Annotated in this window: 16 protein-coding genes; 4 read left to right on the forward strand and 12 right to left on the reverse strand. The window is 63.1% G+C overall.

What is annotated here, in order from left to right; translation table 11 throughout:
* The first annotated feature begins 264 nt into the window (after positions 1-264).
* Together IVB22_RS18855 and IVB22_RS18860 are read left to right on the forward strand one after the other, a co-directional pair.
* Complete coding sequence (locus tag IVB22_RS18855; protein WP_247518797.1) at positions 265-756, forward strand: septal ring lytic transglycosylase RlpA family protein; 492 nt, start codon at positions 265-267, stop codon at positions 754-756.
* 242 nt (positions 757-998) lie between these two features.
* Entirely contained in the window at positions 999-1,622 is a 624-nt protein-coding gene (locus IVB22_RS18860; protein ID WP_247518798.1) for an MSMEG_1061 family FMN-dependent PPOX-type flavoprotein, read from the forward strand.
* Positions 1,623-1,653: 31 nt separating this feature from the next.
* Here the strand turns inward: IVB22_RS18860 and IVB22_RS18865 are convergent, their stop codons facing one another.
* The gene (locus tag IVB22_RS18865) at positions 1,654-3,864 is read right to left on the reverse strand and encodes a primosomal protein N' (protein ID WP_247518799.1); all 2,211 of its coding nucleotides are present in this window, start codon (positions 3,862-3,864) and stop codon (positions 1,654-1,656) included.
* Positions 3,865-4,006: 142 nt separating this feature from the next.
* On the opposite strand from IVB22_RS18865, the gene IVB22_RS18870 reads away from it, so the two are divergent.
* Together IVB22_RS18870 and IVB22_RS18875 are read left to right on the forward strand one after the other, a co-directional pair.
* Entirely contained in the window at positions 4,007-4,978 is a 972-nt protein-coding gene (locus IVB22_RS18870; protein WP_247518800.1) for a tyrosine recombinase XerC, read from the forward strand.
* A 116-nt stretch (positions 4,979-5,094) separates the two neighbouring features.
* A complete protein-coding gene (locus IVB22_RS18875; protein ID WP_214488371.1) occupies positions 5,095-5,685 on the forward strand; it encodes a DUF4337 domain-containing protein in 591 nt (196 codons plus the stop codon).
* A 196-nt stretch (positions 5,686-5,881) separates the two neighbouring features.
* On the opposite strand, the gene IVB22_RS18880 is transcribed toward IVB22_RS18875, so the two are convergent.
* The 11 genes from IVB22_RS18880 to thpR form a co-directional block, all read right to left on the reverse strand.
* Positions 5,882-6,412 (reverse strand): hypothetical protein, encoded by a 531-nt coding sequence (locus tag IVB22_RS18880; protein ID WP_247518801.1) that lies wholly within the window; start codon positions 6,410-6,412, stop codon positions 5,882-5,884.
* Between the two features lie 120 nt (positions 6,413-6,532).
* A complete protein-coding gene (lpdA, locus tag IVB22_RS18885) occupies positions 6,533-7,936 on the reverse strand; it encodes a dihydrolipoyl dehydrogenase (RefSeq protein WP_247518802.1) in 1,404 nt (467 codons plus the stop codon).
* A gap of 34 nt (positions 7,937-7,970) precedes the next feature.
* A complete protein-coding gene (locus IVB22_RS18890) occupies positions 7,971-8,717 on the reverse strand; it encodes an SDR family oxidoreductase (protein WP_247518803.1) in 747 nt (248 codons plus the stop codon).
* Positions 8,718-8,799: 82 nt separating this feature from the next.
* Positions 8,800-10,041, reverse strand: a complete 1,242-nt coding sequence (gene odhB, locus IVB22_RS18895; protein ID WP_247518804.1) for a 2-oxoglutarate dehydrogenase complex dihydrolipoyllysine-residue succinyltransferase — start codon at positions 10,039-10,041, stop codon at positions 8,800-8,802.
* Positions 10,042-10,230: 189 nt separating this feature from the next.
* A complete protein-coding gene (locus tag IVB22_RS18900; protein WP_247518805.1) occupies positions 10,231-13,188 on the reverse strand; it encodes a 2-oxoglutarate dehydrogenase E1 component in 2,958 nt (985 codons plus the stop codon).
* Positions 13,189-13,323: 135 nt separating this feature from the next.
* Positions 13,324-14,208, reverse strand: a complete 885-nt coding sequence (gene sucD / locus IVB22_RS18905; protein WP_247518806.1) for a succinate--CoA ligase subunit alpha — start codon at positions 14,206-14,208, stop codon at positions 13,324-13,326.
* Positions 14,209-14,247: 39 nt separating this feature from the next.
* Positions 14,248-14,724 carry a DUF1579 family protein gene (locus IVB22_RS18910; protein ID WP_247518807.1) on the reverse strand — a complete coding sequence of 159 codons (477 nt, stop codon included), beginning with the start codon at positions 14,722-14,724 and terminating at the stop codon, positions 14,248-14,250.
* 2 nt (positions 14,725-14,726) lie between these two features.
* Entirely contained in the window at positions 14,727-15,923 is a 1,197-nt protein-coding gene (sucC, locus tag IVB22_RS18915; RefSeq protein WP_247518808.1) for an ADP-forming succinate--CoA ligase subunit beta, read from the reverse strand.
* A gap of 133 nt (positions 15,924-16,056) precedes the next feature.
* Complete coding sequence (gene mdh, locus IVB22_RS18920; protein WP_247518809.1) at positions 16,057-17,025, reverse strand: malate dehydrogenase; 969 nt, start codon at positions 17,023-17,025, stop codon at positions 16,057-16,059.
* A 254-nt stretch (positions 17,026-17,279) separates the two neighbouring features.
* Positions 17,280-18,464 (reverse strand): cell division protein ZapE, encoded by a 1,185-nt coding sequence (gene zapE / locus IVB22_RS18925; protein ID WP_247518810.1) that lies wholly within the window; start codon positions 18,462-18,464, stop codon positions 17,280-17,282.
* Between the two features lie 179 nt (positions 18,465-18,643).
* Entirely contained in the window at positions 18,644-19,180 is a 537-nt protein-coding gene (gene thpR / locus IVB22_RS18930; protein ID WP_247518811.1) for an RNA 2',3'-cyclic phosphodiesterase, read from the reverse strand.
* Between the last annotated feature and the right edge of the window lie 119 nt (positions 19,181-19,299).

Genomic DNA, 19,299 nt, shown 5'->3' on the forward strand with positions numbered 1-19,299 from the left:
TACTTGAACAAATCTTTGCCCCAACAAGGATTACAGTAATAACAAGTAATTCTCAGTAATTTAAAGGTTAAAATTTCGTTAACGCCCAAGATTACGGAATATCGTTTGATTAGTTGATCTCAGTAACAAGATATGTCAGCCGGCCGAAAACCGGCTTTACTGCCCAATTCATGCCTTATTGCGTCACCAAACGGCAACCACTGAAACTGGGACGGGGGTTCCATTTGCCACGCATGTGGCAATACTGTCTGAGGGACTAGTTTAATGTTGAATAACAATAATGTGGTGCCGGGAACTCTAACCCGGTCGCGTACGGCTCTCGCCTTGATCGCCGCAACTCTCCTGGTCGGCGGCAGCATCTCCGAGGCTTCCGCCAAATCCAGGCATCACCGCCACCATTCCCATCACGCGCACGCCCACAAGGCCAAGAGCAATTGGATGGACGCCAATGCGTCGATCGGCTCGGGCTCCGGGCGCAGCTTCTCGGGAAAGGCTTCTTTTTACGGCAATGAATCCGGCAGCAAGACTGCTTCCGGTCAGCGCTTCAACCAGAACGCCATGACCGCAGCCCACCGCTCGCTGCCGTTCGGCACCAAGCTCCGGGTGACCTATCGTGGCCAGAGCGTCGTTGTCACGATCAATGACCGTGGTCCCTTCATCAAGGGCCGCGTGCTCGACCTGTCCACGGGTGCCGCCCGCGCCGTCGGCCTGACCGGCGCCGGCGTCGGCCACGTCACCGCCGAGGTCGTCTCTTAAGCGCGCGTCCTGCGCGCCGTTTTCCGGTCCATCAGATCGAGTAAGCGTTGCGTAACCGTCGCGGAACTTTCCGCAAAGGCCTGCCGTCGCAAATGACGGCAGGCCTTTTTTGTTAAAGGCATTCTTGTTGCCGCGCCGCTCTGGCCACCACGGTGTCAGGAGGGCCGTGCTAGGTTCTGCGGAAACACAGGCGCACGGCCTTCCGCAGCCAGTCGGCACAACCCACTGACGAGAACGCAAGCATGAGCCAGGTCAAAACCGTGGAGCAACTGAGAAACGTTCTCCCCGAACCGCGCGAGACCACCAAGGCCAAGGTACTTCCCTTCCTCGACGAACAGGCGATCGACTTCCTCCAGACATGCCCGTTTGGGCTGATGGCCACGGCCGGTCGCGACGGGCCGATCGAGGTGTCTCCAAAGGGCGACGAACCCGGGTTCGTCCGTGTCGAAAACGAAAGAACGGTTCTGCTTCCCGAACGGGCAGGCAACAACCTCGCGTTCGGCCTGCAGAACATCCTCGATACCGGCCGGATCGGCATGATCTTCCTGCGCCCCCGGACCGGCGAGACGCTGCGGCTCTCCGGCCGGGCAGAGATCTTTGACGATGCCGAACTGTTGGCCGCATTTGCGAAGTCAGGTCGACCGGCGCTGCTTGCGATCCGGATCCACATCGAGCGGTGCTACTTCCATTGCGCGCGTTCGGTGCTCCGATCGCACCTCTGGGAACCGGAGCACTGGCCGGAAGCCAAGCGTATCTCGTTCGGAAAGATTTTTGCGGCCCGGACCGGTGGCGACGAGGATCAGGCGGCGAAAATCGACGCCTTTGTCGAGACGGGATACACGACCAATCTGTGGTCGAATGGCTGACGAGCGCATTCCCGATTGAAGGGTACGGCCCTCACAAAAAGCTCTGCGGGTCGACGTCGACTTCGAGCTTGAGATTACCCTTGGTCTTCGGCCCGGCCGCAAGCCACTCGCGAAGATATTCCGACAGATCGACGTTGCGCAGCGACTTCACCAGCAAGCGAAACCGGTAGCGGCCCTTGATGACGGCAAGCGGCGCTTCGGCAGGCCCCAGCACCTGGATGCGTTCGTCGATCGGGGCTGTGGCGGCGAGCCTTCGTGCGAAACCTTCGGCGGTCGGCCGATCGCCTGCGGAAATGATCAGGCTGGCGAGCCGGCCGAACGGCGGATAGCCGGCGCGTTCGCGCGCCTCGATCTCGCTGGCATAGAACGCCTCGCGGTCGCTTGCGATCAGGGCCTTCATCACGGGATGTTCGGGCTGGTGGGTCTGCAGATAGCCGACGCCGCGGCCCTGCTCGCGCCCGGCGCGGCCGATCACCTGGTTGAGCAGTTGAAACGTCCGCTCGGCGGCGCGCGGATCGCCATTGCCGAGGCCCAAATCCGCATCGACCACGCCGACCAGATTGAGCCGCGGAAAATTATGTCCCTTCGCCACCAGTTGCGTGCCGACGATGATGTCGACGCGGCCTTCCGCGATTTCGTTCAGCTCGCTGCGCATGGTCTCGATCGAGGTGATGAGATCGCTCGACAGCACCATGGTGCGCGCATTCGGAAACAGCGAGGCCGCCTCTTCCTGCAGGCGCTCGACGCCGGGGCCGACCGCGACCAGCGATTCTTCGGCCTGGCAATGCGGGCAGATGTTCGGGCGCGGCATCGAGAAACCGCAATGATGACAGACCAGACGCTGGCGAAAACGATGATCCACCAGCCAGGCGTCGCAGATGGTGCACGCAAAGCGGTGACCGCAGGCCCGGCACAAAGTCAGTGGCGCGTAGCCGCGGCGGTTGAGGAACAACAGTGCCTGTTCACGTTTCTCGATCGCGAACTGAATCTGTGCGGCGAGCGGCGGCGAGATGAAGCGGCCGCGCGGCGGCGGGGCGCGGCGCAGATCGATCGCCTCGATATGTGGCATGTGCTGGCCGCCGAAGCGCGACGGCAGCGCGACGCGCTGATAGCGGCCCTTGCGCGCGTTGACTTCGGTTTCGACCGACGGTGTCGCGGACGCCAGCACGATCGGAATTTTGGCGGTATGCGCGCGCACGACAGCCATGTCGCGGGCGTGGTAATGCGCGCCGTCGTCCTGCTTGTAGGCTTGGTCGTGCTCTTCATCGACGATAATCAGCCCAAGGTCGGCATAGGGCAGAAACAGCGCCGAGCGCGCACCGACCACGACCGGCGCTTCGCCCGCCGATATCCCCGCCCAATTGCGCTGCCGCGTGCGCGGCGTCAATTCGGAATGCCATTCGAGCGGACGCACCCCGAAGCGCTGAGCGAAGCGATCAAGGAATTGCCCTGTCAGCGCGATCTCCGGCATCAGGATCAGCGTCTGCTTGCCGCGGCGGATGATTTCCGCGATCGCCTCGAAATAGACTTCGGTCTTGCCTGAACCGGTGACGCCGTCGAGCAGCGCGACATGGAAAGAGCCATTGGCCGCGAGTGCGCGCATCGCATCGACCGCCGTGCGCTGCTGGGGAGAAAATTCCGGCTGCGCGAAGGCTGGATCGGGCGCGGGCGGTGCCAGCGGCGGCGGCATCGCCTCGACGGCGAGCGTCCCCTCGTCGACCAGCCCGTCGACCACGCCGCCGCTGACGCCGGCCTCCCGCGCCGCTTCGGACTTGCCATGCAGCAGGCCGTCCGACAGCACCTCGATCAGCCGACGCCGCGCCGGCGTCAAACGCCGTGGCGGCTCGCCCACCAGACGCACGCCGAGGCGCATCCGCTCGGGCCCGAGATTTTCGCCCATCCGCAGGGACATGCGAAGCACCATGCCGCGCGCCGACAGGGTGTAGTTGGCGACCCAATCGACAAGGCTGCGCAATTCCTCCTTCAGCGGCGGCACATCGAGCTTTTCGCCGACATCCTTCAGGCGATTATGCAGGCGCGGATCGGGATTGGCGTTCTCCGCCCACACCACCGCCACCACCTCGCGCGGCCCCAGCGGCACGCAAACGACGTCGCCCGGCTTCAGCTCCATGCCGCGCGGCACCCGGTAGGAATAGTTCTGGTTGAGCGCGACCGGCACCAGCACATCGACGACGCGGGTCGATGATGCGGATGAGGTGGTTTCGCGAGTGGCGTGGTCCATCAGGGAATCGGGCTTGAGGTGTTCAGGGCAAGGCTAGCGCCGTGCCGCCAAGTTAGCGAACGGTAAACGAAAGAGGTGCGATATAATGCGTTGAATCACTGTCTCCAAGAGAAGCTTCAAAAGAAGCTTCAAGGCAAGGCTGATGGCCAAGGAAGTTCCGGCACCTCAACCGATCGAGCTAGACTGCGCCGACGAGGGCTTCGCGCAGGAGATGGCGCGATGGCTGACGCATCTGCGCGCCGAGCGGCGGCTGTCGCCAAAGACGCTCGAAGCCTATGCCCGCGACCTCCGTCAATGCCTCATTTTCCTCAGCGAGCATTGGGGGACCCGGGTCACACTGAAACAGTTTGCGGCGCTGGAAGCCACCGACATCAGGGCCTTCATGGCGATGCGCCGCGCCGACGATATTGCCGGGCGTTCGCTGATGCGGGCGCTGGCGGGCTTGCGTTCGTTCGGGCGCTATCTCGAACGCGAAGGCAAGGGCAAGGTCGGGGCGCTGTCCGCCATCCGCGCGCCCAAGGTTGCAAAGAGCCTGCCGAAGCCGATCCAGATGGATGCCGCCAAGCGTTTTGCGGATGCCGACGAGCGCGCCGGGGAGGAACGCGATCCCTGGATCTGGGCGCGCGACGCCGCGGTCATGGCGCTGCTCTACGGTTCGGGCCTGCGCATCTCCGAGGCGCTGGGACTGAAACGGCGCGATGTGCCCAAGCCGGGCGAAGGCGATGTTCTTATCGTGACAGGCAAGGGCAACAAGACCCGGATGGTGCCGGTGCTGCAGAACGTGCTGGCGCTGATCGCCGATTACGTTGCGATGTGCCCGCATTCGCTGCCCCCGGCCGGACCAATTTTTGTCGGCGCGCGCGGCGGGCCGCTTTCGCCGCGGATCATCCAGCTCACCATGGAGCGACTGCGCGGCGCGCTCGGCCTACCCGACAGCGCCACGCCACATGCGCTGCGGCATTCCTTCGCGACCCATCTGCTGAGCCGCGGTGGCGATTTGCGCGCGATCCAGGAACTGCTCGGCCACGCCTCGCTCTCCACCACGCAGATCTATACCGGCATCGACAGCGAGCGGCTGCTGGAAGTGTACAAGAGCGCCCACCCGCGCGGATGAGCGCGCGTACGCCCAGCCGACACACTCCCGTCACATCGATGGCCTCTTAAGCTGCCTCTTGCGCTCGCATTGCGGTTCCGGCAATCGTGCGCGCGTCAATCGCAGGAGGGGAATCAATGGGCGCACATGAAAGCATGGAGCACGCGGAGCATGCCGAGCACGCTTCGGGCTCGAACAAGAAGATCGCGTTGCTGATCGCGGTGATCGCCTTGTTTCTGGCGTTGTCGGAAACGCTGGGCAAGGGTGCGCAAACCGAAGCCATCAGCAAGAATGTCGAGGCCTCGAACCTGTGGGCGTTCTTCCAGGCCAAGAGCATTCGCCGCACCACGGTTCAGGCCACCGCGGAGCACGCCAAGCTCAGCCTGGGGACCATCGGCGACGATGCTGCGAAAGCGGCCTTGCAAAAGCAGATCGACGACTGGAACAAGACTGCGGCGCGTTACCGTTCGGAGCCGGAAACTGGAGAGGGTTCGGAAGAACTCGCCAAGCGCGCCAAGCACGCCGAAAAACAGCGCGACGACGCCACCGCAAAATACCACCACTACGAGATCGCCTCGGCCGCCTTCCAGATCGGCATCGTGCTGGCCTCGGCCACCATCATCACCGGCATGATCGCTCTGGCCTGGGTGTCAGGCATATTGGCGATCGCGGGCATCGGCATCACCGCGCTGGGTCTCTACGCGCCGCATCTGCTGCATCTGCACTGAGCGCCTTCGTTCGTCATCGGCGCGCAGCTGCGAACGCCGTGATCCGTAGGGTGGGCAAAGCGCAGCGTGCCCACCATCTCACAGCGATTTCGGTGATCGATGGTGGGCACGTCGCTTCGCTCCTTTGCCCACCCTACGACTGGGTCGCCCGCCCCAGTGCGCAAGCGCGCGCAAGGCGGGTGGCGACAGCGAGAAACTACCGAGCTTCGTGCACGCTCTTGCGGAAACGTGCGATCAGCCGCAGCGTGCGCGATGACCAGCCGTCGCCGTCGCCACGCAGCATTTCACGAATGCGCTGCTTGATCGGCTGGACCAGGGCCGCCGCCTTGGCGCGCATCGCCATGATAAATTCATAGACCGTCTTGAACCAAGCCATCTGCAGGAGCTTGGCGCGCGTCACGTCGAAGATGAACGCGGTGACGCCGACGCCGACGAGTTTTCCGAACACGATGACGACGACGGCACTCAGCCAATATTCATTCGCCAGCAGCCAGAGGCCGACCAGCTTGAGCGGAAACAGCGGGATCACCGGCACCGCGAACACGATCAGCGTCATCGCCGGCGACAGCGTATCGACACGATCGGACAGCCATTGCTTGAAGGCGCGCAGCGGGATCCGTGCGACGACGCGCTCGACGATCGGCTCGAGATGATCCCACAGCCAGGCTTCAATCAGGAAGATGACCGCAAGCAGGACCCAGAACGGCTGTAACAGGCGGCGCATCACCGATGTGGCCTCTAGAGCGGAATGACGTCCACTGATTGGTCGCTCCGATCTATTTCTTTGTTCAAAGCATGATTTTCGAGAAGGCGGGTCACGCTTTACCCGGGATGTACCGGATATGGATCACATGTGGATGGCACGTTTGCCCACCGCAAGCGCGGCCTCCTTGATGGCTTCCGAGCGTGTCGGATGGGCATGGCACGTGCGCGCCAGATCTTCGGCAGAACCGCCAAACTCCATCAGAACGCAGGCTTCATGGATCATTTCGCCGGCTTCGCGGCCGACAACGTGCACACCGAGCACGCGATCGGTCTTCGCATCTGCGAGAATCTTCACGAAGCCGTCAGTGGTCTGGTTGACCTTGGAGCGGCCGTTGGCGGTGAACGGAAATTTGCCTGACGTGTATGCCACGCCCGCCTGCTTCAGCTCCTCCTCGGTCTTGCCGACCGACGCCACTTCCGGCGTGGTATACACCACGCCGGGGATAACATCGTAGTTCACGTGGCCCGCCTGGCCTGCAATGATCTCGGCGCAGGCAACGCCCTCGTCCTCCGCCTTGTGTGCGAGCATCGGGCCGGCGACCACATCGCCGATCGCATAGACGCCCTTCACGCTGGTCGCGAAATGCGTGTCGATCTGCACCCGCCCGCGGTTATCGAGCGCGATGCCGGCTTCCTTGAGGCCGAGCCCTTCGGTGTACGGCACGCGACCGATACAGACCAGCACCACGTCGGTTTCGAGCGTCTCTGCCGGCCCGCCGGCTGCTGGTTCGACACTGGCCTTCAACGTCTTGCCCGATGTATCGACGCCGGTCACCTTGGCACCGAGCTTGAATACAAAGCCCTGCTTTTCGAGCATGCGCTGGAATTGCTTTGCCACTTCGCCATCCATGCCGGGCAGGATGCGATCGAGGAATTCGACGACCATGACCTCAGCGCCGAGCCGTTTCCAGACCGAGCCGAGCTCGAGCCCGATCACGCCCGCGCCGATGATCAGAAGCTTCTCCGGCACTTTCTCCAGCGACAGCGCGCCGGTCGACGACACGACGCGCTTTTCGTCGATCTCGATGCCCTTCAGCCGTGCGATGTCGGAGCCGGTGGCGATGACGATGTTCTTGGTCTCGACCGTTTGCGCCTTGCCGTCACCGCCCGTAACCTCGACCTTGCCGGCGCCGAGGACCTTGCCCTTGCCATTGATGACGTCGATCTTGTTCTTCTTCATCAGGAACTCGACGCCCTTGACGTTGCCGTCGATGCCCTGCTGCTTGAAATTCATCATCGATGGCAGATCGAGTTTCGGCGAGGAAACGCTGACGCCCATTTTCGCAAAGGAGTGCGCGGCCTCCTCGAACATTTCGGAGGCATGCAGCAGCGCCTTCGACGGCATGCAGCCGACATTGAGGCAGGTGCCGCCCAGCGTCGCGTTCTTCTCGATCACGGCGACCTTCATGCCGAGTTGCGCCGCGCGCACCGCGCAGACATATCCGCCCGGGCCGGTGCCGATGACGACGAGATCGTAGGAAGCCATGATGAAGTCCTGTAGCTGAGAAACGTGTCAGGTATTACCGCCCACCCGAGACATCAAGGATGGCGCTGGTGACGTAGGAAGCCTCGTCCGACATCAGCCAGACGATGGCGTTGGCGATTTCATCCGCGGTACCGACACGCTGCATCGGGACGACGTGCGCCAGCCGGTGCGCGCGATCGGGCTCGCCGCCGCTGGCGTGAATATCGGTGTCAATCAACCCGGGGCGGATCGCGGCAACGCGGATGCCTTCGCCCGCGACTTCGTAGCCGAGGCCGACGGTGAAGGAATCCACCGCGCCCTTTGAGGCCGCATAATCGACATACGTGTTGGGGGCGCCGAGTCTCGCTGCGACCGAGGAAAGATTGACGATGACGCCGCCCTCACCGCCCTTGCGGGTCGACATCCGCTTCACGGCCTCGCGCGCACACAGGATGCTGCCGGTAACGTTGACCGCCATCATGCGCTGGATGCGCTCCGCCGACATATCCTCGACCCGCGCCGACGGACCGACGATGCCGGCATTGTTGACGAGTGCGCCGAGCGTTCCGAATTCGTCGGCGGCCTTGAACAGCGCGAGAATGTCGGCCTCGCTGCCGACATCGCATTTCACGGCAACAGCCTTGCCGTTCTTGCGCTCGATCTGCGCGACGACTTCCTTTGCCGCCGCTTCATTGCTGGCGTAGCCGACCACGACCCGAAAGCCGCGCGCGGCGGCGGCGAGCGCGGTGGCGCGGCCGATGCCGCGGCTGCCGCCGGTGATCACAACAACCTTGTCCGTCATATCAACCCCCACAAGTCAGCGCGCATCGATCCATGGCTCGCAGCGCCGGCCTTTCGCACCGGCACGCGCAAAGCCAGTGGCGTTAGAGATCCAGCACGAGACGCGCCGGATCTTCCAGGCTTTCCTTGACGCGCACGAGGAACGTCACCGCTTCCTTGCCGTCGATCACGCGGTGATCGTAGGACAGCGCCAGATACATCATCGGGCGGACCTCGACCTTGCCGGCGACCACCATCGGCCGCTCCTGGATCTTGTGCATGCCGAGAATGCCGGACTGCGGTGCGTTCAGGATTGGCGTCGACATCAGCGAACCGTAGATGCCGCCATTGGTGATGGTGAAGGTGCCGCCCTGCATCTCGTCGATCTTGAGCTGGCCATCGCGGGCGCGGCGGCCGAAATCGGCGATTCCCTTTTCGATGTCGGAGATCGACTTGTGGTCGCAGTCGCGCACGACGGGCACGACTAGGCCCTTGTCGGTGCCGACGGCGACGCCGATGTGGTAGTAGTTCTTGTAGATCAAATCAGTGCCGTCGATCTCGGCATTGACGGCCGGGATATCCTTCAGTGCCTGCACGACGGCCTTGGTGAAGAAGCCCATGAAGCCGAGCTTCGAACCATGCTTCTTCTCGAACACGTCCTTGTACTGCGCGCGCATCGCCATGATGTCGGTCATGTCGACCTCATTGAAGGTCGTGAGCATCGCGGCGGTGTTCTGCACGTCCTTGAGCCGTCGCGCGATGGTCTGGCGCAGCCGCGTCATCTTCACGCGCTCCTCGCGCGCCGCGTCGTCGGCCGGCGAAGGCGCGCGGACCTGCACGGAAGCCGCCGGCTGATTGACCGGGGTCGGCGCGGACGCCGCCTTCTCGATCGCGGCCAGCATGTCGCCCTTGGTGACGCGGCCATCCTTGCCGGAGCCCGGCACGGTCGCGGCATCGATGCCGCTTTCGGCGGAGAGCTTTCGAACCGACGGCGCCAGCGGCGCATCCGATGCCACAGCCTTCGGAGCCGCAGCAGGCGCGGCGGCGGGCGCCGCAGCCGGGGCGGCGGCCTTGGCAGGCGCAGCCGCTCCCGCCCTGGCGCCGCCGGCCGCGCCTTCATTGATCTGCCCGAGCAGCGCGCCGACGGCGACGGTCTCGCCGTCCTTGGCCGCGATCTCGCCGAGCACACCGGCGGATGGCGCCGGCACTTCGATGGTGACCTTGTCGGTCTCGAGCTCGACCAGCGGCTCGTCCACCGCGACGGCGTCGCCGGCCTTCTTGAACCAGCGGCCGATGGTGGCTTCCGTCACGGACTCGCCGAGCGTCGGAACACGAATTTCAGTCATGGTATGGTTTCCTCAGTAACCTTAGGCTTCATCAATTCCAAAATGGTCATCGCCCGCCTTGTGCGCGATTGCGCACTGGGGCGGGCGAGCCAGTACGCCGGGACGGTCATGATCGAGCTCTAACGGCGCCGGGTACTGGATGCCCCGCCCCAGTGCGCAAGCGCGCACAAGGCGGGGCATGACGGATTCCTAATTCAGCGCCTCATCCAGCATCGCCTTGAGCTGCGCCTGGTGCTTCGACATCAAACCGGTGGCGGTTGCTGCCGACGCCGCACGGCCCGCGTAACGCGGACGCCGGTTCGGCGCATGGATCTGGTTCAGCACCCATTCGAGATAGGGCTCGATGAAGTGCCATGCGCCCATGTTGCGCGGCTCTTCCTGGCACCAGACCACTTCGGCGTTCTTGAAGCGTGCAAGCTCCTGCACCAGCGCCTTGAGCGGCACCGGATAGAGCTGCTCGACGCGCATGATGTAGATGTCGTCGATGCCGCGCTTCTCGCGCTCCTCGTAGAGATCGTAATAGACCTTGCCCGAGCACAGCACGACGCGGCGGATCTTGTCGTCCGACGTGAGCCTGGTCTTCTCGTCGGGCTGCATCTGGGCGTCATCGTACAGGATGCGGTGGAAGGTGGTGTCCGCCCCCAGTTCGTCGAGCCGCGAGACCGCGCGCTTGTGCCGCAACAGCGACTTCGGCGTCATCATGATCAGGGGCTTGCGGATCTCGCGATGCAACTGGCGCCGCAGCACGTGGAAGTAATTCGCAGGCGTGGTGGGATACACCACCTGCATGTTGTCTTCGGCGCACATCTGCAGGAAGCGCTCGAGCCGCGCCGAGGAATGCTCCGGCCCCTGCCCTTCATAGCCATGCGGCAGCAGGCAGACGAGGCCGGACATGCGCAGCCATTTGCGCTCGCCCGACGAGATGAACTGGTCGAACAGCACCTGGGCGCCGTTGGCGAAGTCGCCGAACTGCGCTTCCCACATCGCCAGCGCCTTCGGCTCGGCCAGCGAATAGCCGTACTCGAAGCCGAGCACCGCCTCTTCCGACAATAGCGAGTTGATGACCTCGTAATGGCCCTGGTCGTGGCCGAGATGGTTGAACGGCGTGTAGCGGCTCTCGTCTTCCTGGTCGATCAGCACCGAATGGCGCTGCGAAAACGTGCCGCGCTCGCTGTCCTGTCCCGACAGCCGGACGTGGCGGCCTTCCTGCAGCAGGGTGCAGAATGCCAGCGCCTCGCCGGTCGCCCAGTCGATGCCGACGCCGTTGTCGATGGCTTTGGCGCGGTTTTCCAGGAAGCGCTGGATGGTGCGGTGAACCCGGAAGCCGTCCGGCACCTTGGTGATCTTGCGCCCGATATCCTTCAGGATGTTGATGTCGACGCCGGTGACGCCGCGGCGGGCCTCCTCTTCCTGATCTGCGGACTTGAAGCCCGCCCACTTGCCGTCGAGCCAGTCGGCCTTGTTCGGCTTGTAGCCGGAGCCGGCCTCGAGTTCGGCATCCAGCCGCGCGCGCCAATCGGCCTTGGCCTTCTCGACCTCGCCCTCGGTCATCACGCCGTCGGCGATCAGCCGCTTGGCGTAGATTTCCAGCGTGGAGGGATGCGAGCCGATGCGCTTGTACATTACAGGCTGGGTGAACGCCGGCTCGTCGCCCTCGTTATGGCCATGCCGGCGATAGCAGAACATGTCGATGACGACAGGCTTGTGGAACTTCTGCCGGAACTCGATCGCGACCTTGGCCGCGAACACCACCGCTTCCGGATCGTCGCCGTTCACGTGGAAGATCGGCGCGTCGATCATCTTCGCCACATCGGACGGATAGGGCGAGGAGCGCGAGTAGCGCGGATAGGTGGTGAAGCCGATCTGGTTGTTGACGATGAAATGCAGCGAGCCGCCGGTGCGATAACCCTTCAGGTCGGACAGGCTGAAGCATTCGGCCACCACGCCCTGGCCGGCAAACGCCGCGTCGCCATGCATCAGCATGGGCAGCACGGAGATGCGCATATCAGGCGGATCGCCGTGCTGGTCCTGCTTGGCGCGAACCTTGCCGAGCACGACCGGATCGACGATTTCCAGATGCGACGGGTTGGCGGTCAGCGACAGGTGGATCCTGTTGCCGTCGAACTCGCGGTCGCTTGATGCGCCCAGATGGTATTTGACGTCGCCGGAGCCTTCGACCGCGTCCGGATTGGCGGAGCCGCCCTTGAACTCATGAAACAGCGCGCGGTGCGGCTTGCCCATCACCTGGGTCAGCACGTTGAGCCGGCCGCGATGCGGCATGCCGAGCACGATCTCCTTCACGCCGAGATTGCCGCCGCGCTTGATGATCTGCTCCAGCGCCGGGATCAGCGATTCAGCGCCGTCGAGGCCGAAGCGCTTGGTGCCGGTGAACTTGAGATCGCAGAACTTTTCAAAGCCCTCGGCTTCGACCAGCTTGTTGAGGATCGCGCGACGTCCCTCGCGGGTGAAACTGATTTCCTTGTCCGGACCCTCGATGCGCTCCTGGATCCAGGCCTTCTGCGCCGCGTTGGTGATGTGCATGAACTCGACGCCGAGCGTCTGGCAGTAGGTGCGCTCGCAGATCGCGACGATCTCGCGAAGCGTGCCGTATTCGAGGCCGAGCACATGGTCGAGGAAGATCTTGCGGTCGAAGTCGGCTTCGGTGAAGCCGTAGGTGCGCGGATCGAGCTCTTCGCGATCACGCTGTGCCTCGATGCCGAGCGGATCGAGCTTGGCGAAGAAATGACCGCGGATGCGGTAGGCGCGGATCAGCATCAAGGCGCGAACCGAATCGCGCGTCGCCTGGTTGACGTCGGCGGTCGATAGTTCGGCGCCCCTGGTCTGCGCCTTCGCAGCGAGCTTGGTGCCGACCGCCTTCTCGACGGTGATCCAGTTGCCGTCCAGCGCCGAGGTCAGTTCGTCGCGCGGGGTGAGTGGCCAGTTGTCACGGCCCCAGGAGGGACCCCCGGCGTTCTTCTGGACGTCGGCCGGGGTGTCTTTCAGGCTCTTGAAGAATTCCTGCCACTCGGCATCGACCGACGCGGGGTCCTGCTCGTAGCGGGCGTAGAGATCGTCGATGTAGGTGGCGTTGGTGCCCTGCAAAAAGGAAGAGAGGGCAAATGCTGCATTCGCGTCCTGGCGAGACATGATGGCGTCCTGGTAATTTTCGCTTTGCGCGTGGAAAACGGCGCTTTAGCCGGTCCGGAGGCCCGAACCAGCTCGGTAAAGCACCTCTACCCTATTTAGGACGGATATTCGCGCCTAAAAGAACCAAGGACTGAATTAAGACTTCAACTTTTCGGCAAGGGTATGTCCGAGCCTCGCGGGCGACGGAGAGACCGTGATTCCAGCCGCTTCCATGGCCGCGGTCTTGGATCCGGCGTCGCCCTTGCCGCCGGAGATGATGGCGCCGGCATGACCCATGCGGCGACCGGGAGGGGCGGTAACGCCGGCGATGAAGCCGACCATCGGCTTCTTGCGGCCGCGCTTGGCCTCGTCCTTGATGAACTGGGCGGCGTCTTCCTCGGCCGAGCCGCCGATTTCACCGATCATAATGATCGAGGTGGTCTTCGGGTCACCTAAGAACATTTCCAGCACATCGATGAATTCGGTTCCCTTGACCGGGTCGCCGCCGATGCCGACCGCGGTGGTCTGGCCGAGGCCTTCCTGGGTGGTCTGGAACACTGCTTCATAGGTCAACGTCCCCGACCGCGAAACGATCCCGACGCTGCCCGGCTTGAAGATGTTGGCCGGCATGATGCCGATCTTGCATTCCCCCGCCGTCATGACGCCCGGGCAGTTCGGCCCGATCAGGCGCGATTTCGACCCGCTCAACGATCTTTTGACGCGCACCATGTCGAGCACCGGAATGCCCTCGGTGATGCAGACGATCAGCGGAATTTCCGCGTCGATCGCCTCGCAGATCGCGTCCGCCGCACCCGGCGGCGGGACGTAGATCACCGACGCATCGGCGCCGGTCTTGTCGCGTGCTTCGGCGACGGTGTCGAAGACCGGCAGGTTGAGATGCTTCGAGCCGCCCTTACCCGGCGAGGTGCCGCCGACCATCTGGGTGCCGTAAGCGATCGCGGCCTCCGAATGGAACGTGCCGTTCTTGCCCGTAAAACCCTGGCAGATGACTTTGGTATTCTTGTCGATCAGAACGGACATGGTTGAGAACGCTTTCGTAGGTGACCGGGAACGATGGGTTTAGTGAATCCGCCGGTAGACGCCGGTGAGCACGTCGGCCCATCCTTCGGCATCAGGCGAGAACTGGATCTTCATGGTGTAGTTGTCGTTGTCGACGACTTCATAGACGTGGCGCGCATTGCCGCGCAGCGAGCCGCGGACGAGGATCAGCGACTTGCCGGCCCAGCCGCCGGAAGCCGGCGCCGGCGAGTAGTAGCCGAGCGAATCGTGCCAGAACAATTTGTAGGTCCGGTCGTCGCGGTCGTAGGTGAACACGCCGTGGGTCGCGAAGCTCTCTTTGCCGTCGCGCATCTGGCGGGTGTCCTGGATCAGATAGAAGCCGTTGAGATCCATCCGCGCGACCACATGCGAGGTCGCCGGACCGCCTGCGGTCCAGCGCGAGGGATAGACCACTTCCTCGCCGGTCCACTCGCCCGCAAAGACCGCGAGCCGGCGGTGTTCTTCCAGCGGTGTCGGTGCGGCGAGATGGTCAGCCATCGCTAGCCTCCCTTGACGGCTTTCACGATTTTCTGGGCGGCGTCATCGAGATTGTCAGCCGGCACCACGTTGAGGCCGGAGTCGCGGATGATCTTCTTGCCGGCGTCGACATTGGTGCCTTCGAGCCGCACCACCAGCGGCACACTCAGGCCGACTTCCTTGACGGCCGCGACCACGCCTTCGGCGATGATATCGCACTTCATGATGCCGCCGAAGATGTTGACGAGGATGCCCTTCACGTTGGGATCGGCGGTGATGATCTTGAAGGCCGCGGCCACCTTCTCCTTGCTGGCGCCGCCGCCGACGTCGAGGAAGTTGGCGGGCTCCATGCCGTAGAGCTTGATGATGTCCATGGTCGCCATGGCAAGGCCGGCGCCGTTGACCATGCAGCCGATGGTGCCGTCGAGCGTGACGTAGTTGAGATCGTATTTCGACGCCTCGATTTCCTTGGCGTCCTCTTCAGTCTCGTCGCGCAGCGCGGCGACTTCGGGATGGCGGTACATGGCGTTGTCGTCGAACGACACCTTGGCGTCGAGCACGCGGAGCTGGCCCTGTTTGGTGACCACGAGCGGATTGATTTCCAGCATCGCCATGTCCTTGGCGGTGAAGGCGTTATAGAGCTGCACCACCAGCTTTTCCGCCTGCTTGGCCAGGTCGCCGGAAAGATGGAGCGCCTTCGCAACCGTCCGGCCGTGGTGACTCATGATGCCGGTCGCCGGATCGACCGAGAAGGTCACGATTTTTTCCGGGTTGTTGTGCGCGACTTCCTCGATGTTGACGCCGCCCTCGGTCGAAACCACGAACGCCACTTCGGAAGTTTCGCGGTCGACCAGGATCGAGAGATAGAACTCCTTGTCGATGTCGGAACCTTCTTCGATGTAGAGGCGGTTGACCTGCTTGCCATGCGCGCCAGTCTGGATCGTGACCAGGGTCGCGCCCAGCATCTGCTTGGCGAATTCATTGACCTCGGCGACGGATTTCGCGATGCGGACGCCGCCCTTGTCGCCGGCCGAGGCTTCCTTGAACTTGCCCTTGCCGCGGCCGCCGGCATGGATCTGGCTCTTCACCACCCAGACCGGGCCGGGGAGCTGCTTGGCGGCAGTTTCAGAATCCGAGGCCTTCAACACAGGCACGCCGCGCGAAATCGGCACGCCGAATTCATGCAGCAAAGCCTTGGCCTGGTATTCATGGATATTCATCTGGACGCTCCCCAAAACCCTTAGCAGCGAATTCTATAGTTCACCGGCATTGGTAGTTGGCATACCATATACCAATAGAACTGCAACCCTGAAACCGCTTTCGCCCCGGCGAAGGGGCGAAAGCCGAATAAAATCAGCGTCCGAGCAGGTCGGGCGCGATCTTCTTGCAGGCGTCGACCAGGCCCTGAACCGCGCCGACCGACTTGTCGAAGGCTTCGCGGTCCTTGCCGCCCAGCTCGATCTCGACGATACGCTCGACGCCCTTCGAGCCGATGACGACGGGCACGCCGACATACATGTCCTTCACGCCGTATTCGCCGTTGAGATAGGCGGCGCAGGGCAGCACGCGCTTCTTGTCCTTCAGGTAGCTCTCCGCCATCGCGATCGCGGAAGCGGCCGGCGCGTAGAAGGCCGAACCGGTCTTCAGCAGGTTGACGATCTCAGCGCCGCCATTGCGGGTGCGGTCGACGATCTCGTCGATGCGGGCCTGCGAGGTCCAGCCCATCTTGACGAGGTCGGGCAGCGGAATGCCGGCGACGGTGGAGTAGCGCGTCAGCGGCACCATGGTGTCGCCGTGGCCGCCGAGCACGAAGGCGGTGACGTCTTCGACCGAGACATTGAATTCATCGGCCAGGAAATAGCGGAACCGTGCGGAATCGAGCACGCCGGCCATGCCGACCACCTTCTTGTGCGGCATGCCGGAAGCCTTCTGCAGCGCCCACACCATCGCATCCAGAGGGTTGGTGATGCAGATAACGAAGGCGTCGGGGGCATACTTCTTGATGCCGGCGCCGACCTGTTCCATGACCTTGAGGTTGATGCTCAGGAGATCGTCGCGGCTCATGCCGGGCTTGCGCGGCACGCCGGCGGTGACGATGCAGACCTTGGCGCCGTCGAGCGCGTCGTAGGAATTGGCGCCGGTGAGATGGGCGTCAAAGCCATCGACCGGCGAAGACTGCGCGATGTCGAGCGCTTTACCCTGGGGAACGCCCTCCGCGATGTCGAACATCACGACGTCGCCGAGCTCCTTCAGGCCGACGAGGTGAGCCAGCGTTCCGCCGATCTGACCGGAGCCAATCAAAGCAATCTTGTCGCGCGCCATGGGAAATTTGTCCTTCTGAGACGAAGAGGAGGGGTGTGGATAAGGAAGTTGGATGGCTGGTTATCCCTTTCGAATGACCGGTTCAAGCCGGGGCGTGCCCAATTCTAAGGCCCCGCCTCGATTTCGGTCAGGTATGCCAGGAAACTCCCGCTCCCGTCGCCCCCACCGTCATTGCGAGCGAAGCGAAGCAATCCATCTACCCCCGTGCGGAGAGGTGGATTGCTTCGCTTTCGCTCGCAATGACGGCTGAGAGATTAGGTTTCCACCAGCCCGGTACTCGACCCGCTCGCGGCAGAATCCTTCCGCCCGTGCGGCAGCGCCAGGTAGGATTCCGAACTCATTTCGATCAACCGTGACGAGGTACGTTTGAACTCGTTGGCCTCAACGCCGTCGGTCGCCAGATACAGCGACACCGGATCGGCCTCGGCTGACGCCATCAGCTTCACGGCATTGTCATAGAGCGTATCGATCAGCGAAATGAAACGCTTGGCGGCGTTGCGCTCGGCGTAATCCATCACCGGAATGCGGTCGATCAGAATGGTGTGATAGTCGTGCGCCAGCCGCAAATAGTCCGACGCGGCCAGCGGCGTTTCGCATATATCGGCAAAGGAAAATCGCGCGACGCCGTGCGCTGAACAGGGCACGCGCAGAACGCGGCCCTTGATCGTGATATCGCGCGGCTTGCAGGGCGCATTGCCCGTCATCTTGCGCCAGGCGCGGTCGAGCGCGGCGCCGGCCTCATCATCCGGCGGCACCAGCCACATCTTCACGCCGGCGAGCTTTTCCAGCCGGAAATCCGTGCGTGCATCGAGCCGCAGCACGTCCATGCGATCTTCGATCTGCGTGATGAAAGGCAGGAACAGCGCACGGTTGAGGCCACCCTTGTAGAGGTCTTCGGGCGCGACGTTCGAGGTCGCCACCACCACCGTGCCGAGCTCAAATAATTTTGAGAACAACCGTCCCAGGATCATGGCGTCGGCGATGTCGGTGACGTGAAATTCGTCGAAGCACAACAGCCACGCCTCGTCGAAGATCGCGTTGGCCGTCAGCTCGATCACGTCGCCGTCCGCGATTTCACCGCGCGCGATGTTCTGGCGATAGGCGTAGATCTTCTCATGCGCCTCGGCCATGAATTCGTGGAAATGGGCGCGGCGCTTATGCTGGACCTGAGACTGCTGAAAGAACAGATCCATCAGCATGGTCTTGCCGCGGCCGACCTCGCCATGGACGTAAAGCCCCCGCGGCGGCGGCTCGCTCTTGTCACCAAACAACCGGCCAAGCAGACTTAGCTTACGCACCGGCTTGTAGCTTGAAAGCCGCTCCTCAAGGGCTGCGAACGCTTCGGCGGCGTCGGCTTGCGCGGGATCGGCCTCGATTGCGCCGGAGGCGACGAGGGCCTTGTAGTGGGCATGGAACGAGGCGGGCGGGGTCGACAGCATGGCCCCCTTTCGGCCTCAAGCGTACGGAAATTGCAAGCCTTGAATGGTGCTGGGGCTATGCAAATGAAGCTGCGTAGCCCGGATGGAGCGCAGCGCAATCCGGGGTTCTGTAACGAGCGGATAGAGTTGCCCCCGGATTTCGCTTCGCTCCATCCGGGCTACGGCATCTGTGTTCTGGCCTACGCACTTAGCGCGTAGGAATCCTCGACCACATAGGGACCGCCGCCGGTGGAGGCGCGCGACGAAAACAGGACGAAGCGCGACGCCATGAATGTCCGGCTCGGAAAATAGCCGCGCACCGAGAGATAATCGGCAACGTCCTGGCTGGATGCATCATGCAGCCGCGCCAGCGTCACATGCGGCGTGAATTTGCGCCCCTCGGGATCGAGCCCGATCCGCTGCATCAGCCGTTCGAGTTCGGCCTGCAGCTCGATCAGCGGCCGGCTCGGTTCGACGGAAGCGACCACCGCGCGCGGTTTCCTGCCGCCAAAGCTCTGCAGGCCCTGCACCTTGACCTCGAACGGCTTGCGATTGATCCGAAACAGCATCGAGGCGATTTCATTCGCCGACATGCCGTCGATATCGCCGATGAAGCGCAAGGTAACGTGGTAATTTTCGGGGTCGATCCAGCGTGCGCCGGGAAGGCCGCCACGCAAATTGGAAAGGCTCTGGCCGATCTCGGCCGGAATTTCCAGTCCAGCAAATAAACGCGGCATCGCATGACTCCCGATGCTTGGGCATGACCTTGAAAAGGACCATGTCCTGTAACAGCGCCCGGTGACGAATCACCGATAGCTATTTTCTACCCGACTTATGTGACTCTGCGAAGCGCGCG

It is taken from the genome of Bradyrhizobium sp. 190, from assembly GCF_023073415.1.
In the GTDB taxonomy this organism is placed as follows: Bacteria; Pseudomonadota; Alphaproteobacteria; order Rhizobiales; family Xanthobacteraceae; genus Bradyrhizobium.

Bases quoted from the DNA above. Each gene is read 5' to 3' on its own strand.
- IVB22_RS18855 (WP_247518797.1), top strand. From the start codon at position 265: ATGTTGAATAACAATAATGTGGTGCCGGGAACTCTAACCCGGTCGCGT.
- IVB22_RS18860 (WP_247518798.1), top strand. From the start codon at position 999: ATGAGCCAGGTCAAAACCGTGGAGCAACTGAGAAACGTTCTCCCCGAA.
- IVB22_RS18865 (WP_247518799.1), bottom strand. From the start codon at position 3,864: ATGGACCACGCCACTCGCGAAACCACCTCATCCGCATCATCGACCCGC.
- IVB22_RS18870 (WP_247518800.1), top strand. From the start codon at position 4,007: ATGGCCAAGGAAGTTCCGGCACCTCAACCGATCGAGCTAGACTGCGCC.
- IVB22_RS18875 (WP_214488371.1), top strand. From the start codon at position 5,095: ATGGGCGCACATGAAAGCATGGAGCACGCGGAGCATGCCGAGCACGCT.
- lpdA (WP_247518802.1), bottom strand. From the start codon at position 7,936: ATGGCTTCCTACGATCTCGTCGTCATCGGCACCGGCCCGGGCGGATAT.
- IVB22_RS18890 (WP_247518803.1), bottom strand. From the start codon at position 8,717: ATGACGGACAAGGTTGTTGTGATCACCGGCGGCAGCCGCGGCATCGGC.
- odhB (WP_247518804.1), bottom strand. From the start codon at position 10,041: ATGACTGAAATTCGTGTTCCGACGCTCGGCGAGTCCGTGACGGAAGCC.
- IVB22_RS18900 (WP_247518805.1), bottom strand. From the start codon at position 13,188: ATGTCTCGCCAGGACGCGAATGCAGCATTTGCCCTCTCTTCCTTTTTG.
- sucD (WP_247518806.1), bottom strand. From the start codon at position 14,208: ATGTCCGTTCTGATCGACAAGAATACCAAAGTCATCTGCCAGGGTTTT.
- IVB22_RS18910 (WP_247518807.1), bottom strand. From the start codon at position 14,724: ATGGCTGACCATCTCGCCGCACCGACACCGCTGGAAGAACACCGCCGG.
- sucC (WP_247518808.1), bottom strand. From the start codon at position 15,923: ATGAATATCCATGAATACCAGGCCAAGGCTTTGCTGCATGAATTCGGC.
- mdh (WP_247518809.1), bottom strand. From the start codon at position 17,025: ATGGCGCGCGACAAGATTGCTTTGATTGGCTCCGGTCAGATCGGCGGA.
- zapE (WP_247518810.1), bottom strand. From the start codon at position 18,464: ATGCTGTCGACCCCGCCCGCCTCGTTCCATGCCCACTACAAGGCCCTC.
- thpR (WP_247518811.1), bottom strand. From the start codon at position 19,180: ATGCCGCGTTTATTTGCTGGACTGGAAATTCCGGCCGAGATCGGCCAG.